The sequence below is a fragment of the Prosthecobacter sp. genome (genome assembly GCF_044222345.1).
Classification (GTDB): domain Bacteria; phylum Verrucomicrobiota; class Verrucomicrobiia; order Verrucomicrobiales; family Verrucomicrobiaceae; genus Prosthecobacter.
The window spans coordinates 134966-151073 of the sequence record NZ_JBGANL010000001.1 but is presented as its reverse complement, the minus strand read 5'-3'; the positions used below and the strand labels follow the sequence as shown (position 1 = coordinate 151073).

The following is a 16108-nucleotide window of genomic DNA, read 5'->3' as shown; positions in this document are numbered from 1 at the left end:
TTTCAATCTGGAGCGATGACAAAGCCATCCGGCTTCACGGCAAGGATCGAGCAGGGAGCATGCTGCACGATTTTTTCCGCCGTGGTGCCGATGAGCATCTCGCGGAGGCCCGTTTTGCCATTGGTGCCGAGCACCACGAGGGTGGCGTGCACTGCATTGACGTGATCCAGAATGGCCTCACGGATGTTCACGCGCTCCGTGACGTGCTGAGCGACTGTGACATTTTCTGCATCACGTGTCAGCGGTTCAAGGAAGGCGGCCAGATCTTTGCGCCAGGTCGCCACAGCTTCAGGATCGTAGGTGGCAGGGAGCGATGGAGCAAAGCCACCGTAATCGAGCGACATGGCGAGGGCGCTTTGGAACACATGCAGGCAGTCGAGAGAGCCGCCGTCCTGCTGCGCGACATGGAGAGCGCATTGCACGGCCTTGGCGGAGTTTTCGGAAAAATCGACGCAGGCGACGATCTGCTTGAAGGGCCCCTGGGCATCTTCGCGGACGACGAGGACATCGACGGGGGCTTTGCGCACGCACTTGGCGGTGATGACGCCGATGCGATGCGGTTCATTGCGCGACCCCTTGGCCCCCATGACGAGGAGGTCGGCGCTGTGGGCGCGGCAGGCTTCGACAAGTTCGGCAAAGGGATTGCCGATGCGCACTTCGGCATTCACGCCTGCACCCACTTCAGCGTCGTCCACAAACTTCTGGAGCCGCTGGACCCATTCAGCGCGAATGGTGGCCTGATCGGCGGAAAGAGCGTTTTTGAGCTCATGCACCAGGAATTCATCCATGACATGCACAGCGGTGATGGTCGCGCCGTCAAGTGAGGCGCGGCGCACTGCTTCCCGCAGGGCGATGCGACAGGACGAGGTGAAGTCGATGGCAGCGATGACGTGGTGGAGCTTTTTCATGGTGTGTTTGGATTAAACTTATTTCATCATAGTGGTGGGAAAAAGGCAATGCCGCGCCGGGGTTGCGGCGTAGTGGGCAGAGCTTGCGCTCAAAGCCCGGCCTCTTCCTGCGCCTGCTCGACTGCGGCCTCAAGAGTCCAGAGGGTGCGATCAAAGCTCTTCTGACGTGCACGAAACTGGGCTTCGTCGGTGATGGCGGCGAGTGTTTCCAGCTCCTTGAGTGCAAAGGCGTGATGCTGCTCCAGAGCGGAGATGCGGGTTTTGAAATAATCGCGGCCGCCCTGATCCTTGAGCACGTCGATGTCCGCCTTCCAGCCGGTGAGCGCAGCGCCGGCCTGCTGGAGGTACTCCATGCGGCTGGTGGTCACATGTTCCCTGGCTTTTTTGAACCATTCACGGCCTTTGATTTCGCCCTGCTCCTTCACTTTGGAGAATTCGTTTTTCAGTTTTTCCGCAGCGCGGCGGAGCTGGTCATTGAGGCTGTCCTCGGCATGGAGCGAGTGAAAGCAAAGGCTGAGGGCGAGGCAGGTGAGAATGGCATTTTTCATGATCGTCGAGGGATACGGGTGGATGCCGCCAACCATGCATGCTCTTTTCCTTGGCGAAAGAATTTCCAACCAGCTCCGTCAACTTCACGCCCATGATCCGCACGACCGCCCTCACCGCCCTGTCCATTTCCCTGCTGACTGTTCTTTCGAGAGCCGAGCCAGCCACGAAGCCTGTCTTCTGGCCTGAGAAGGGAGGCCCGACGCAAGACAGCATCGTCCCGGCGGCCGATGTGGCGCGCATTCCCCTGGAGTGGGACAGCGCCTCGGGAAAAAACATTGCGTGGCGCACGCCGCTGGAAGGCATGGGACATTCCTCGCCGGTGATCGGCGGTGACATGATCTGGTTCACCTCCGCCACGGCGGACGGCACCAAGCAGTTCATCTATGGCATCGACCGTCACAGCGGGAAGATCGTGCATCATGAGGTGGTGTTTGAAAACGCGGCTCCGGAAGATCTTGGCAATCCCGTCAACAATTACGCAGCCCCGTCACCGGTGCTGGAAGAGGATGCGCTGTATGTTCACTTCGGCACCTATGGCACAGCGCGCCTTGATCCTGCGACGGGCAAGAAAGTGTGGGAGCGCCGCGACATCAATGTCCGCCATTTTCGTGGGCCGGGCTCATCGCCAATCATTTACGGAAATCTGATCATCCTGACGTTTGACGGCATCGACCAGCAGTTCGTCACAGCGCTGGACAAGAAGACGGGCAAGAGCGTGTGGAAAACCGCCCGGACGACGGACTACGGCGACCTGGACAAAGAAGGCAAGCCGACCCGGGATGGCGATATGCGCAAAGCCTTTCATACGCCAGCCGTGTTTAAAATGGGCGGCAAGGAGGTGCTGGTGTCCATTGGATCCCGAGCCGCCTTTGGCTACGAAGTTTCCACGGGCAAGGAACTCTGGACCATCCGCCACGGTGGATTCAATGCCGCGATTCCGCCGCTGCGTTACGAGGACATGCTGATCCTGAACACTGGTGCTGAAAGAGCGCACACGCTTTGCGTACGCATTGATGACAAGATGAGCGGGGACATCACCGACAGCCATGTGCTGTGGGACCGGGAGAAGCGGAATGCGAGCGAGGCTGCTGCGGTGCTGGTGAATGGCACTCTGTATCAGACCACCCGTGGGGGCATCGTCAGTGCGGTGGATGTCAAATCGGGCAAGGACCTGTGGGATGACCGGCTGGCGGGCAAGCACGTCCCTGCCCCGCTGGTGCTGGGGGACAAGCTGCTGTTTGCCAATGACCGTGGGGAATGCTTTCTGGTGCGTGCCTCGCCGGAAAAATTTGAGATCGTGGGTCAAAATCAACTGGGCGAGCAGATCACGGCATCTCCTGCGGTGGCAGACGGGGCGCTGTTTATTCGCAGCAGCGGAGCGCTTTACAAGATTGCGACCAAGTAGTCGGAGAGGGCCAGATTCCCATGTCAAGGCAGCTTAAGCCACTGAAATTTGACCATTCAAAGTAAATACAAAAACGGAACCCTAGCCTGATAAAACGTGAGGTATAGGGACCTTCTTTCACTGCGCATGTGGCGTAGGGGAAAAATCTGCCTGCAATCACAAAACCGTCGCAAAGAGACCAAAGATGTGCTAGGGTAGAAGTCCATATGCCTACCACCACACCGACACGTAAGACACGCTTCTCCCGCCGAGTCCCTGATCATGTCACTGACGAGCTAGTCAATGTCCTTTCCAAACCGGAGACTTATGAGTTCAACACACTGTTTGGGCTGGTGTACGACAATCTCAAGCTGAAAAATGCTGTGAGCGGTGGTGAAGAAATGCTGCGTCTGCGCTCCTATGAGAAGCTGCAGAATCTCGTGAGCCGCGGCCTCTGCGCCAAGGTGGGCAAGACTTACCGTGGCCTTGATGGCCTTCGTGCCGCCCACAATGCGGCGATCGCAGCGCGCAGCGCCGCCGTCGTGGCCCGCACCACGGCTGCCGCAGCCGCCCGGGGCTGATGCTTCCGTCGATTTTGGGCCGCTCTGCCTCCGTGCAGGGCGGCCCTTTTTGTTTCCGGGTTTGACGCTGCGCCGCCTCTCGCTAACCATTCGGCATCATTCGCCCCCATGTTTGAGAATTACATCCCAGTCCTGCTCCAGATTGTCATCGCCGGTGGTTTCGCCGTGGTGACCCTCATCGCGTCTGCGCTGCTCGGCAAATCCGCCAAGCGCAACGCGATCAAAGATTCCGCCTACGAGTGCGGCATGCTTCCGGTGGGCGACAGCCAGCCGCGTTTCAGTGTGAAGTTTTACATCGTGGCGATGCTCTTTGTGCTCTTTGACATCGAGGTCGTGTTTCTCTATCCGTGGGCGATTGTTTACAAGGACTACCTCGCCGCTGCTGGCGGAGGTGGCTCGATCCTCGCTGTCGCCGCCGGCTTTGCGTCCATCCTGCTGGTTGCGTTTGGTTATGCCTGGAAGAAGGGCGTGCTGGACTGGAAGTCCTAGACTTTCCGCAAGCGCCACGGGACTTTTTTTCTGCCTTCATGATCGCCTACCTCAGTCTGTTTCAGCTCAAGCACGAGGTGACAGAGGAAAAGCTGGAGCAGATGATGTCCCAGACGCGGGTGACACTGCTGCGCATACCCGAGGTACTGACGGTCAAAACGGGCAAGCGTGTCAACCCATCTGACCCCTACCCGTGGTTTGTGTATCTGGAGGTTGAGACGATGGACAAACTGGCGATCTGCCAGGATGACCCGCATTACTTCAAGTTTCGCGAGGAAGTGCTGAAGCCGAACATCTCCGAACAGGAGAGCACGGCGTTTGAGATGGAGCCGCGCAAGGATGTGAAGTACTCGTAGTGTGCTCTGGAACGTTCGATTTGCAGGCAGGAGTGCCTGCATCACTTCCCTGCTTGCGGCGCCAGATGGTGCGTGAGATCGCCGGCATAACCGGCCAGCTCCAAGAAAGCGCGGCCTGCGGCCTGCCCTTTTGAGTCGAGCACATCGCAGGCACCCTCCCAGTAGGGCAGCCGGGTGATGCCACCGTCCTGCTCCTGATCTGGGGCGAGGGGCTTGAGTTCAAATGATTCGCCCTCAAAGCGGAGGCGGATCTGAGTGGGATACTCAGCGCCATTGCGCGGGCTTTTCCAAGTGCCGAGGACTTCCCAGGTGAAAGCAGCGCTGGCGAGATGGCGGAGTTTTCCGTCGCGCTCGATCACAGCGAGCGTCGAGGCCGGGTCTGAAGAGCCGTCTTTCCGGCGCATGCGATAGACCATGATTTCACGGCCGTCCTTGAGCTGAAGGGAGGCCCAGTCCCAACCCACCTGCCCTGGCTCCAACTGGCTGCTGCTGAACTCGTGGTCCATCCATGCCTCGCCGCTCACGGCATGCTCCACGGCCCCCAGTTTGACGGTGCCGGTGGTCTTCAGGCGTGGCCATGTGAGGTAGTGGCTGGCGGCTGTTGCGGAAGCGCCTTTGCGGGAGACGCCGTCTTTGCCGAAGATGGCCAGGGGTTTGACGGCTTCGAGTTCGAGCTGGAGCAGGGCCTCACCATTCACTGTCGCGGCGATGTGGAGGTGCTGAGTTGATTCATCGAGTCTGAGAGACCAGTTGCCGTTGCGCACGGCGAGGGTTGTCTCGGAGGAGGCGGCATCCCAGCCTGCGCGGTTGAGACGTTCCTGATGCAGAAAGCGGCCTGTGCGGGCATCCAGCAAAGCCGTGTGGGCGAGATGCAGGTGAAGAGTCTTGCTGTCTTCGCGCCGGGCCTGGCGGAAGAAGGTGACCTGAAAGCCGAAGCGATGACCGTCTTTGGAGTCGAGATGGCCGGTGACGTACCACCACTCGGTGCGGAATTCAGGATGGCTGCCGTGATCGCGTGGGAAGACGAAGACTTTGCCTGGCTGGGGGAGTGCGAAGCCGTCTGCTGTGGTCTGCGCATGCAGCCATGTCGTGAGCAGGAGGAAGAAAAAGATTGTCTGCTTCATGTCATTCCTCGGTGTGTTCTGAAGGCAGGAGGGCGGCCCAGCGCCCGACCATGGCGGCGACGAGCATGCCGGTGATGATCACCGCTGCGCCGAGCACGGCGAGATGCCACCAGACGGCGTGGAACTGCAGGGTCCAGCCGAAGCATTGCTTATTGATGCGATAGACGAGGAGCCAGCCGAGCCAGAGGCCTGCGGCGATGCCGGTGAAGGCACCTGCGCATGCGACGCCGAGACCTTCGAGTGCGGCTGACCTGGCGATCTCCCGGCGCGACATGCCGAGAGAATGCAGCGTGGCCAGCACGGCGCGGCGTTCGAGCAGGAGGCTTGTGAGGGCGAGGCCAAGACCGACGACAGCGACGATGACGCCAATGACCTCCAAGGCGTGGGTGACGGAGAAGGTCTGGCGGAAAATGCGCAGGGCTTCGCGACGGAGATGCGCATTGGTGAAGACGCTGAGCCCGGGCTGCTGCGCCTCGATGCGACTGCGCACGGTTTCGGCATCCACGCCGGGTTTGAGCATGAGGGCCACACGCCAGGCTTCGTCGGTGTCAAACCAGGCACGGAAGACTTCGGAGGGCAGTGTGAGGGAGCCGCGCTCGTTGCCGTATTCCGCATTCATCGCCACGACGCGCACTTTGTGACCTGCGAGGTCGATGGTATCGCCGACGTGGGTGCCGAAGCGTTCGCTCCAGCTTTCGCTGATGATGGCGGGGGTGATGGCATCGTCAGACTTCCACCACTCTTTTTGCTGGGGCGCCTGCACCCAGGCGTAGAGATCGTGCTTGTACGCAAAGACGGGATTGGTGCCGAGAACAAGCACTTCGCCGCCCTGCCAGAGAAGTGTCTTTGCCTGCACGAAGGCCAGCTCTTCGACTCCTGGCTCACGCCCTAGCTCCGCCACCGTCTTTGGTGTGATGGCGTGGGTGGAGGATGCGCTCTGGGCCCCTGCACTGCTGACGTAGATGTCCGCTTTCATCGTGCGATCGATCCAGCCGCGCATGGTGTGATCAAAGCTCGCGACCATGACTGCCATGCCTGTGGTCATGGCCACGGCGCTGGCCAAGGCGGCGACGGCGAAGCGATGACGCACGGTGGGGCGGCGGAGGTGTGACAACGCGATGCGCCAGACGGCGGAGAGCGCTTTTTTGCGCGCGACGAAGCGCAAGATGGTGCTCGCTGCCAGTCCGGCCCCTACGAGCCAGAGCAAGGCGGCGGTGTAGCCCGCGAGCGGGAGGCGCGTGCCGTTTTCAAAACGGAGCACGGGGAGTTGTGCGAGGAGAAGTGCTGCCAGCATCATGGCCCAGCCGATCCATTCGACACGCCATACGGTACCGCCTTCGAAGGGCGTGGCATGGTTTCCAAGCATGTGGGCCGGCGGGGTGCGTGCGGCCATGCGTGCGGGCCACCATGCGGCGATGAGACTTGCGAGGATGGAGATGGACAGGGCGAGCAGGGCCTCAGACACGCTCAACGAGGCCTGCTGTTCGCTGGTGGCGCCGTAGAGCGCGTTCATGGTCTTGGTGACACCGCCCACGGCAGCCTGCGCGCCGAGCCAGCCGAGCAGAACGCCCAGAGCGCCGCCGCAGAGGCCGAGCAGAGCTGCCTCAAGCAAGAAGGCGATCTGGATGGCGCGGTCTGTGACGCCGAGTGATTTCAAGATGCCGATTTCATTGCGGCGTCTGAGCACGACGCCGTCCAGCGCCTGGAAGATGAGATAGCCGCCGACCAACAGGGCGAGCAGCGAGAGGATGGTGAGATTGAGACGGAAGGCCTGGGTCATGGTGCCTGCGAGCTGGCGACGGTCTGAGCCGCCCCGTACCTGCCAGTGAGCCTTGAGCAGGCGGCCTGTTTCTTCGCGCAGACTGGGGAACAAGGGGCTGTCTTGTGAGAGGAATTCGACCCGATCGATGCGATCTCCGCGCTGCAAGACCGACTGTGCTTCGGGCAGATCCATGAGGAGCAGATGCGCAGGAAGGCTGGGAACTCCGGGCACCTCGGGCACGACGCCGGCGACCTGCAGAGTGATCACGCGGTCATCGACGATGAGGCGCAGCTCCTCGCCTGCTTTGGCACCGAGTTTTGGACTGACGTAAACGCCGGAGCGCACTGACTGCATGTTGGATGCGCCGAGGCCTGCGGGGGCTTGGCCGCGAAGATTGAGCAGTGCGATGAAATCCACGCCGAGGAGACGCCAGGTGGCGCGTGAGCCGATCTCGCCGTTTCCTTTGTCCGAGGCAGGTGTGACTGTTTCCTCCACGACGGGGAGGAGGCTTACAGGGCGCGGGCCGAGCGCCTCGCGCATTCTGAGCAGATCGGCTTCGTGGAGCGAGCCGGTGAGCGCCTGCACCGTCCAGTCAGGCTGCCGGGTGACGCCATCGGTGAAGGTTTCGAAGCCTGAGAGGGCGGCATTGCTGGCGAGGCGCACGGCGAGATAGACGCTGGAGCCGAGCGCCAGGATGAGCATGAGGGCGAGCTGCTGTTTGAAAGCGAGCCGCCAGTGGCGCAGGGCACAGCGCCGCAGGATGAGAAGCACCGTGCTCATGCGCCTTCGACGATCTGGCCGTCCTGCATGCGAAGCACACGCTGGCAGTGTTTCACGGCGTCCGGGCTGTGGGTAACGAGCAGGAGTGCGGCCTGGGTTTCCTGGACGATTTCCGCGAGCAGATCGAGGACCTGAGCGCCAGTGGCGGTGTCGAGGCTGCCGGTGGGTTCGTCGGCCAGAATCAGAGTGGGGCGATGGACCACGGCGCGGGCGATGGCGACGCGCTGCATTTCGCCTCCGGACAACTGACCCGGCAACGCGGCAGCGCGGTGAGCGATGCCGACGCGTTCCAGGAGCTGCCGGACGCGTGTTTCGCGCTCGTGGGTGGGGACGCCGAGAAGCTGCAAGGGTAGCTCGATGTTTTCTGCGGCGCTGAGTGTTGGCAGAAGGTGATAAAACTGGAAGACGGTGCCGATGTGACGGCGACGCAGGTGGGCGAGGCCATCTGCGTCTAAGTCCGCCAGCACATGGCCCGCGATTGAAACGCTGCCGGTGTCTGCACGATCCACGCCGCCGACGCAGTTCAGCACGGTGGTTTTGCCGCTGCCGGAGGGGCCGAGCAGCGCGACGCGCTCGCCCTGATTAAGGCTGAACGACACGCCACGCAGGATGGGGCGTTCGGCGTAGCTTTTGGTGAGGGATTGGACTTCGAGGACCGGCATCGGAGTGGTAACGGCCTGCGTGGCGGCATGGACGCCTCACTTCATGGCGCGCATGAGCTCGCGGACGTATTTGCCGAGCATGTCGAACTCCACATTGAGACGGTCGCCGGGCTTTTTGGTGTGGAGGTTGGTGAGCTGGAAGGTGTGCGGAATGATCCAGCAAACGACGGTGGTGTCGGAGACTTCCGCTGCGGTCAGCGAAATGCCATCGAGACAGATGGAGCCTTTGGGGATGATGAGGCCGCGATGCTCCGGGGGGAGGGCGACTTCCAGGCGGTGGTCCTGGCCGTGCTCGCTCCAATCGAGCACCTTCACTGTGGCATCCACGTGGCCCTGAACGAAGTGGCCGCCAAAGCGTGCGCCGATGGACATGGCACGCTCAAGATTGACGAGAGAACCGGGCTGGAGATCGCCGAGGCTGGTGACCTTGAGGGTTTGCATGAGGAGGTCGAAGCAGGCGGTCTGAGCGACTGAGTCCTTGGTGGTGACGGTGAGGCAGCAGCCGTTCACCGCCACGCTCTCGCCGTCCGACAATTCGGCGGCCATGCTGCCGACTTGGACGGTGAGGCGCGCGCTTTCGCCGCGAGGCTCAAGGGAGATGACTTTGCCGGTGGTTTCAACGAGGCCTGTGAACATATGATGACCTAATGCTGCACGCTGGCAGTGTCGATTTCCAGTTAGCCAAATCTTTATGTCTTGTCTCTGTTAAAACTGGTGAAAAGAGGCATCTAAAAGGCTGCCCTCAAAGGCTCACCCCCTCCTTTGACCAACCAATGCCCCCCTATACCCACCCCGGCCTCGCTATCGCGTGCGCTCTGAGCACGCTGCTCATGATCCTGCCTGCCCATGCGGCGGACAGAACCAAGCTGAACAACACAACGAATCTGAACAACGGAGGGAGCTGGAGCGGCGGAGTGCCTGACCTCGGAAACGCAGCAGTGTGGACCAATACCGTCACGGGGGCGAACACCTCGGTGCTGGGAGGAGACGTGAGCTGGCAAGGCATCCGAATCGCCGATCCTGGAGGTTTGGTCACCATTGGCGCGGGCAATACGCTCACCCTGAGCGCCGGTCCGACGGGCACCAGCATCGACATGAGCGCGGCCACGCAGGATCTCACCATCCAGTCGGGGCTCACGATCAAGACTGCGGTGGGCCAGCTGTGGAACATCGCTACCGGGCGCACGCTGACACTGAACACCGGGCTTTTCACCCGAGGCACAGGAGCGACGCTGAATGTGCAGGGGGCTGGCACCGTGAAGGTGACGAGCATGAGCAATGACGCCTATGGGCTCATTGGCACCTGGGCCACTTTTGGCACAGGCACCGCAGCCCGGTTCGCCACCCTAGATGGCAGCAGCAACATCATCGGCTACGCCAGCGGCACCGCAGCGGCCACGGCCGCGAGTGTCACCGACACAACAGGGATGCTGAACTATGACGTGGCGGCGGTGGGAGCGATGGGAGCCGGGGCTTCCTTCAACACGCTGCGCTACACGGGGGCGGCAGGCACCATCAGCGGAAATTTCACTGCCAACGGCATCCTGAATGCCGGCACGGGGGCGCTCACGCTGAGCGGCAGCGTCAGCATCGGGGCCAGCGGGGAGCTGGTGCTCACCAACGGTGACAACAATGCGGTGCGCGACATCATTCTTTCCGGCATCATCAAGGATGGGGCGAGCGGCATCTCAAGCGTCACGAAGGGCGGACTGGGCAACGTGACGCTGTCTGGAGCAAACACTTACTCAGGACTTACGACCATTTCACGGGGCAAGGTGACGCTGACAAGCACGGGCAGCCTGGGCAGTACCAGCGGTGGCACCCGGCTTGGGCTGAGCGGCAGGCTTTCGCTGGCCGGAGGCGTGACCACGGCGGAGTCCATCTGGCTGGACGACGTGACGAATGCCTTCGGTGGTGGACTCCTGATCGAGAACAGCGGCACCAACACTTTGACCGGAGCCATCCGTCTGAGCAACAGCGTGCGCTGGCAAAGCAACGGCACGCTGAATGTGACGGGAGGCATCTCCACCACCGCCGGGAACTCCGGCACCTCCTTAGTGCTGCAGGCGGCCACGACCATGAACATCACCGGCAAGCCAATGTCGTTGGGTGGCAGCGGCAACCTGTACATGGACAACGGAGGCAAGACCATCGTGCTCGGGGTGGTGGGCAGCACCTACGGCAGCAACAGCCTTTATGCCGGGACATTGCAGACGAACGTCGCGAACGCCCTGTCAACCACTGCCACCATCAACTTCAGCGTGGCCTACGCCGCCAGTGCCTCCATGTTGAATCTGAATGGTTTTGACCAGAGTGCAGGCGCGATCAACACCAGCACCTACTCGGTCAGCGGCGCCTATGACCGCGTGGTCACCAGCACGACGGCAGCCACGCTCACCACCGGGGTCAACAATGCCAGCACGACTTTCGACGGCAAGTTCACCGGGGCTGTTTCGGTGACGAAGACAGGCACGGGGACATTCACCCTCAGCGGAGTGAGCACGACCACCGGGATCTTTACCGTGAACGGGGGCACGCTGAACTTGAACTTTGGACGCGCGACCGCCTCCCAAAGCGGAGCAGGAACGGTGAGCAACTACCTTCCTACGGCAGCGCCATTGACGCTGGGAGGAGGCATTTTTCAGCTCACTGGGAGAAGCAGCGGCACCGCCACGGCTTTGACGGGTGCCAGCTGGGCGGCCAACAGTGACATCATCACCGTAGCCTCCACTGCGGGGCTGGCACCCGGGCAGCTCGTTTCGAATGCCAGCTTTGCCGCAGGTGCCTATGTGGTCAGCGTGCTGAGCTCCACCCAATTCATCATCAGCGCCGCGCCGACTGTGGCAGGCTCTGCGGCCACCATCACCGCCACGACGAACAGCTACACCACCTCCCAGACATTTTCCGGCCTCACGCTCAATGCCGGAGCCTCGGGTGTAACTGTCACCCTGCCCGCCAATGGGTCTGACGGCACGGTGCTGAACCTCGGAGCCATCACAGTCAACGCAGGTGCCACGGTGAACTTCACGCTGCCAACAGGCACCCAGAGCGCGACCAACGGGATCACAACGAACACGACCAACACGAACGGCATTTTGGGAGGCTGGGCGCGGGTGGGGAATGCCTGGGCTACCAACAACACGAATGCAGCGGGTGGCAACATTGTGGCGCTGACGAGCTACACGGACGTGTCCAGGCTCGGAGGAACGATCAGCTCCAATGCCAGCACGAATGTGCGCATCATTGACGGAGGAACGAGCGGCAGCGTGACGCCGGGTGCGGCTGGAACCACGGACATCAACACGCTGCTGCAAACGGCGACTGCTGGCACGGCCACGTATGATCCGGGGAGCACGGATGTTTTGCGGCTCGGTGCGGCTGGCGGGATCATGGTGGCAAGCAACGAGGGTGGACTGACGATTGGCGCCAGTGCGAATGACGGCATTCTCACCGCCGGTGGTGCGGCTGACACAGCAGGCACGCTCTACCTGACGAATAATCACGCCTCCAACCTGTTGACGGTGAATTCCACCGTCAAAGACAACGGAAGCGGTGCTGTGGGGATCACCACCTCGGGGGCAGGGATCCTCGTTCTGGCAGGCACCAACACGTACACCGGACGCACCTTTGTGGGCGGCGGCATTCTGAGGATTTCGAGCGAGCAGAATCTTGGGAGCGGACCGGCCAGCTTCACCGCTGACCAGCTGACGCTTGCGGGCGGCACGCTGAACACCACCGCCGACTTCAGCATTGATGACGCCAACCGAGGCATCACCCTTGCGGCGGCAGGGGGCACGATTTCGGTCAACAACGCCACCACGCTGACCGTGGCCAATGTCATCGCGGGCAGTGGAAGCCTGACGCAATCTGGCTTGGGGACGCTGGCACTCACCGCAGCGAACACGTTTTCCGGAGCGACGCTGGCCAACGCAGGCACGCTGGCGCTGGGTAACGTCAACGCCCTGCAAAACAGCACCCTGACCACGGCCACCGCAGGCAATGTGACCTTCACCCTAGGGGGGGCGAACACGTACAACCTCGGCGGCCTGGCAGGCAACGACACGGTGGCCCTGGGTGCGAACACGCTGAGTGTCGGGGCCAACAACGAGACCAGCATTTTCACCGGCGCTTTGACCGGCACGGGCGGTCTGGTGAAGGTGGGAGCCGGCACGCTGAACCTCACCGGAGTCAACACCTACTCAGGCGACACGCGCATTGAAGGCGGGATGATCGTGCTGGCGAATGCCAACGCGCTGCAAAACAGCACACTGGACACGGGCAGCGCCGGCACGCAAAGCGCCAACCTTACCCTCGGAGAAGGCACCACCTACAACATCGGCGGTCTCAAAGGCAGTGCGAATTTCGATCTGGCAGTGTCCAATCTCAGCGTGGGAGCCAACAACCAAAGCACGACTTTTTCCGGTGTGCTGCAAGGAGCCTTCAACAACAACGTCACCAAGGTGGGCAGCGGCACCCTCACGCTGGCAGGCAACAACACGTACATCGGCACGACCACCGTCAGCGCGGGCAGCCTCAACCTCGGCGGCACCAATCTTTCCAGCATCACGGTGCTGGCAGGGGCAGAACTCGGCGGAGAAGGAAGCACCGCAGGAAACATCATCTTCCAGGGCGGCACGCACACCCTGAACATTGATGCGGGGACTGCGGCGGCGCTGGGTGCCACCGCGACGGGGAAGCTGGACGTCAGCGCACTCGGAGTGGGCGGATTCACGATCAACATCACGGGCAGCGGTGTTGGAACGATCAAAGTGCTCACCTATGGCAGCGGCGGATTCATCGGGGACGTGAACCGGTTCTCCCTGGGGACCAGCGCCGTCAGCGCGCATGGAGGAGGAACCTTCATCAACAACGGCATCGACGCGATCACGGTTGATCTGGGTTATCTGGTGAACACCTGGGTGGGGGGGGACGGCACCCATCCCACGTTCTGGGACGTCGGCACCACGGGCAACTGGGCCAACAGCAAAGACAGCGTCTTTCAAAATGGCGACAGCGTGATCTTTGCCGACGGAGCCTCAAGCCTGACGCCGATCCTGCAATCTGACATCAGCGTGGACGCCGTCACGTTCAGCAACACCACAGGAATGGATTACACGGTGAGCTCAGTGGCAGCCCAGATCCTCACGACCAAGAACGGGATCGCCTTTAACGGGTCCGGAAATGTCACCATCAGCAGCACGATCGCGGGCGGCAGCGGACTGACTCTGACGGGCACGGGGACGGTGACTCTGACGGCAGCCAACAGCTTTTCCGGGACGATTCTTATCACTGAAGGCACACTGCGCATCAGCGACGAGACGAATCTCGGAGCCGAGCCAGGTGTCTTCACGGCGGGTCAGCTCACTCTGAACGGAACTGGGGCCACCCTGACGGCGGCTGCCAGCCTGACGATCAATGACACGAACCGGGGCATCATGCTGGGCAGCAGCGGAGGAACGCTCAGCGCGGATACGGGCGTCACACTCACGATCGCGAATGTGATCAGCGGGGCCGGTGGTCTGAAGATCGGCGGTGCGGGGATCGTGAGTCTGACAGCGGCGAACACCTACACAGGGCTGACGACCGTGAACACTGGCACGCTGGAACTGCGCAATGTGAGCGGTGGCAATGCCATCGCCGGGGATGGTGTGGCCGGGACGAATGACATTGCGGTCAGCACCGGTGGCACCTTGAAACTGGCCGCAGCCAATCAGATCGCGGATGATGCGATCGTGGTGCTGAACGGCGGCATCTGGAATCTCGGAGGCTTCAATGAAACGATCCGAAGCCTGACGGGGACTGTCGCCACGACGATTCCCACCCTGAGCCTCGGCGGAGGGACGCTCACGCTGAACCGGATTGACTGGGACAACACGGTCTCAGTCAACAGCAAGGCGCTGGGAGACGCGGGCACGCTGCGATTTGTGGCCAACGGCGCCACGCAGCCGGTGTTTGAGACAAACTACCAGGGGACCTTGGGCGTGACGCCTGGGATATGGATTGACGCCACGAGCCTGAGCTTCCGCGCGGGGACCTATGGCACCACGCTCAACGGCAAGGTGACGGGGACTGGCAAGCTGATCTTTGACGGCACCGGGGGGGCGGGCGGCCTGACCCTGACCAATGCGACCAATGATTACTCCGGCGGGACTCAGTGGACTGCGGATAGCGGCGTGAACGGGGCGTGGGACCTGTTCACTGTCAGCGCCAGCGGGGCGCTGGGCAGCGGGGATGTGACCCTGCAGGGCGGAAACCAGAACACATGGGTGGTGGGATTTTCCGGCACTCCGACCTCCTTCGGCTTCAGCGGAAACACGACCCAGGCGAACCGCTTTATTCTCAGCGGAGATGCCACCATCTCGGCCGGCAATACCGCCACTGCCTCCGCGACAGGGGACAAGGTGAACCTGACGGGAGACTTTAACCTCGGCAGCTACACGCTGTACGTGCGCGGCGCTGGCACCGGCACCCTCAGCGGCACGATTTCCGGCACAGGGGGAATCACCAAGATCGACACTCCGGGAACGTGGGTGCTGAGCGGCAACAACACCTACACAGGGGCAACCACGGTGAAGGCCGGGCAGCTGCAGGTGGGCAGCAACGGTGCAGGCCGGACCGGCACGGGAGACGTGACCGTGCAGAGCGGCGCCACGCTCTATGGCACGGGGGTGGTGCAGGGGCCAAACTTTACAGCGGCAAGCGGCTCCACGGTGCAGGCGGGAGACAGCACGGCAGCGGGTTCATTTGGCACCCTCAATTTCACGCCTGTCACAGGTGGCGGAACGCAGAGTCTGGCGGGGCAGGTCATCCTTGATATTGGCACAGCGAACAACACTGGCGCCATCGACGCCACCTTTGGAGGAAACGCGGTGGGCAGCGTCGGCTACATCACGTATGTGAATGATGTCAGCCGCTCCCAGGGACTGGGCAGCGGCAGCCATGACCTGCTTTCCTTCAAGACTGCTGGTGATACCACGGGCTACAATCTGACCGTTTCCGGAACTTTGGTGGTCCGCAGCAGCGGCTTCAGCGCCGCCCTTGGCCAAGTGTACAACCTCGTTGACTGGACCGGTGTGGTGATCACGGATTTTACCGGCTTTGATGTGGGGACCAACTATCGTGATGGATCCGGGGATGATGCCAGCCAGTTTGACCTGCCGACGCTGAGCGGGGGGCTGGTGTGGGATGTGAGCCAGTTCACCACCAGCGGGATCATTGTTGTGGTGCCGGAGCCGGGGAGGGCGGTGCTGCTGCTGCTGGGATTTGTTGCGCTGGTTTCGAGACGTAGGCGTGGTCGCAGCAAGCTTGAGCGAGAGGCCGCATTCGGAGGCCGAACAGAGGGCTGAATCCGCAGAACGTCCTTCACCCCGCGAAAGCGGTAGCTACGATGCAGGCTTGCGCCGTGCATCTGCGCGACCGCACTCCAAAGCGCTGTTGCGTTGCTGCATGTCCCTCGGCCTGCGGCTATGAAGTCCCATCACGAGGCGAATGGAAGGACTGCGGTGTCTGGGGA

The 16108-nt window shown here is 61.9% G+C and carries 11 protein-coding genes; 5 read left to right on the top strand and 6 right to left on the bottom strand.

The window, feature by feature from the left end; genetic code table 11:
- Positions 1–2: 2 nt before the first annotated feature.
- Both ACILSL_RS00580 and ACILSL_RS00575 read right to left on the bottom strand, forming a co-directional pair.
- On the bottom strand, positions 3–908 hold the full coding sequence (locus tag ACILSL_RS00580; protein ID WP_395730044.1) for a universal stress protein: 906 nt from the start codon (positions 906–908) through the stop codon (positions 3–5).
- An 89-nt stretch (positions 909–997) separates the two neighbouring features.
- Positions 998–1456, bottom strand: a complete 459-nt coding sequence (locus ACILSL_RS00575; RefSeq protein ID WP_395730043.1) for a hypothetical protein — start codon at positions 1454–1456, stop codon at positions 998–1000.
- A 92-nt stretch (positions 1457–1548) separates the two neighbouring features.
- On the opposite strand from ACILSL_RS00575, the gene ACILSL_RS00570 reads away from it, so the two are divergent.
- The 4 genes from ACILSL_RS00570 (at position 1549) to ACILSL_RS00555 (ending at position 4267) form a co-directional block, all read left to right on the top strand.
- Positions 1549–2862: a PQQ-binding-like beta-propeller repeat protein gene (locus ACILSL_RS00570; RefSeq protein WP_395730042.1), complete on the top strand. Its 1314-nt coding sequence runs from the start codon at positions 1549–1551 to the stop codon at positions 2860–2862.
- A 206-nt stretch (positions 2863–3068) separates the two neighbouring features.
- Positions 3069–3422, top strand: a complete 354-nt coding sequence (locus tag ACILSL_RS00565; RefSeq protein WP_395730041.1) for a hypothetical protein — start codon at positions 3069–3071, stop codon at positions 3420–3422.
- A gap of 108 nt (positions 3423–3530) precedes the next feature.
- Positions 3531–3911, top strand: a complete 381-nt coding sequence (locus tag ACILSL_RS00560; RefSeq protein WP_395730040.1) for an NADH-quinone oxidoreductase subunit A — start codon at positions 3531–3533, stop codon at positions 3909–3911.
- 38 nt (positions 3912–3949) lie between these two features.
- Positions 3950–4267 carry a Dabb family protein gene (locus ACILSL_RS00555; protein WP_395730039.1) on the top strand — a complete coding sequence of 106 codons (318 nt, stop codon included), beginning with the start codon at positions 3950–3952 and terminating at the stop codon, positions 4265–4267.
- A gap of 41 nt (positions 4268–4308) precedes the next feature.
- Here the strand turns inward: ACILSL_RS00555 and ACILSL_RS00550 are convergent, their stop codons facing one another.
- Genes ACILSL_RS00550 through ACILSL_RS00535 form a run of 4 tightly spaced genes read right to left on the bottom strand, consistent with a single transcriptional unit; the run spans position 4309 to position 9231 of the window.
- Positions 4309–5391, bottom strand: coding sequence for a lipocalin-like domain-containing protein (locus ACILSL_RS00550; protein ID WP_395730038.1), 1083 nt, complete (start codon positions 5389–5391; stop codon positions 4309–4311).
- A 1-nt stretch (position 5392) separates the two neighbouring features.
- Positions 5393–7933, bottom strand: a complete 2541-nt coding sequence (locus ACILSL_RS00545) for an FtsX-like permease family protein (protein WP_395730037.1) — start codon at positions 7931–7933, stop codon at positions 5393–5395.
- Positions 7930–8595, bottom strand: coding sequence for an ABC transporter ATP-binding protein (locus ACILSL_RS00540; protein ID WP_395730036.1), 666 nt, complete (start codon positions 8593–8595; stop codon positions 7930–7932). Before ACILSL_RS00540 ends, ACILSL_RS00545 begins: the two co-directional genes overlap by 4 nt.
- 36 nt (positions 8596–8631) lie before the next feature.
- The gene (locus ACILSL_RS00535; protein ID WP_395730035.1) at positions 8632–9231 is read right to left on the bottom strand and encodes a riboflavin synthase; all 600 of its coding nucleotides are present in this window, start codon (positions 9229–9231) and stop codon (positions 8632–8634) included.
- 137 nt (positions 9232–9368) lie between these two features.
- Here ACILSL_RS00535 and ACILSL_RS00530 point away from each other — a divergent pair, with 137 nt between their 5' ends.
- Positions 9369–15941, top strand: coding sequence for an autotransporter-associated beta strand repeat-containing protein (locus ACILSL_RS00530; RefSeq protein ID WP_395730034.1), 6573 nt, complete (start codon positions 9369–9371; stop codon positions 15939–15941).
- The last annotated feature ends 167 nt before the right edge of the window (positions 15942–16108 follow it).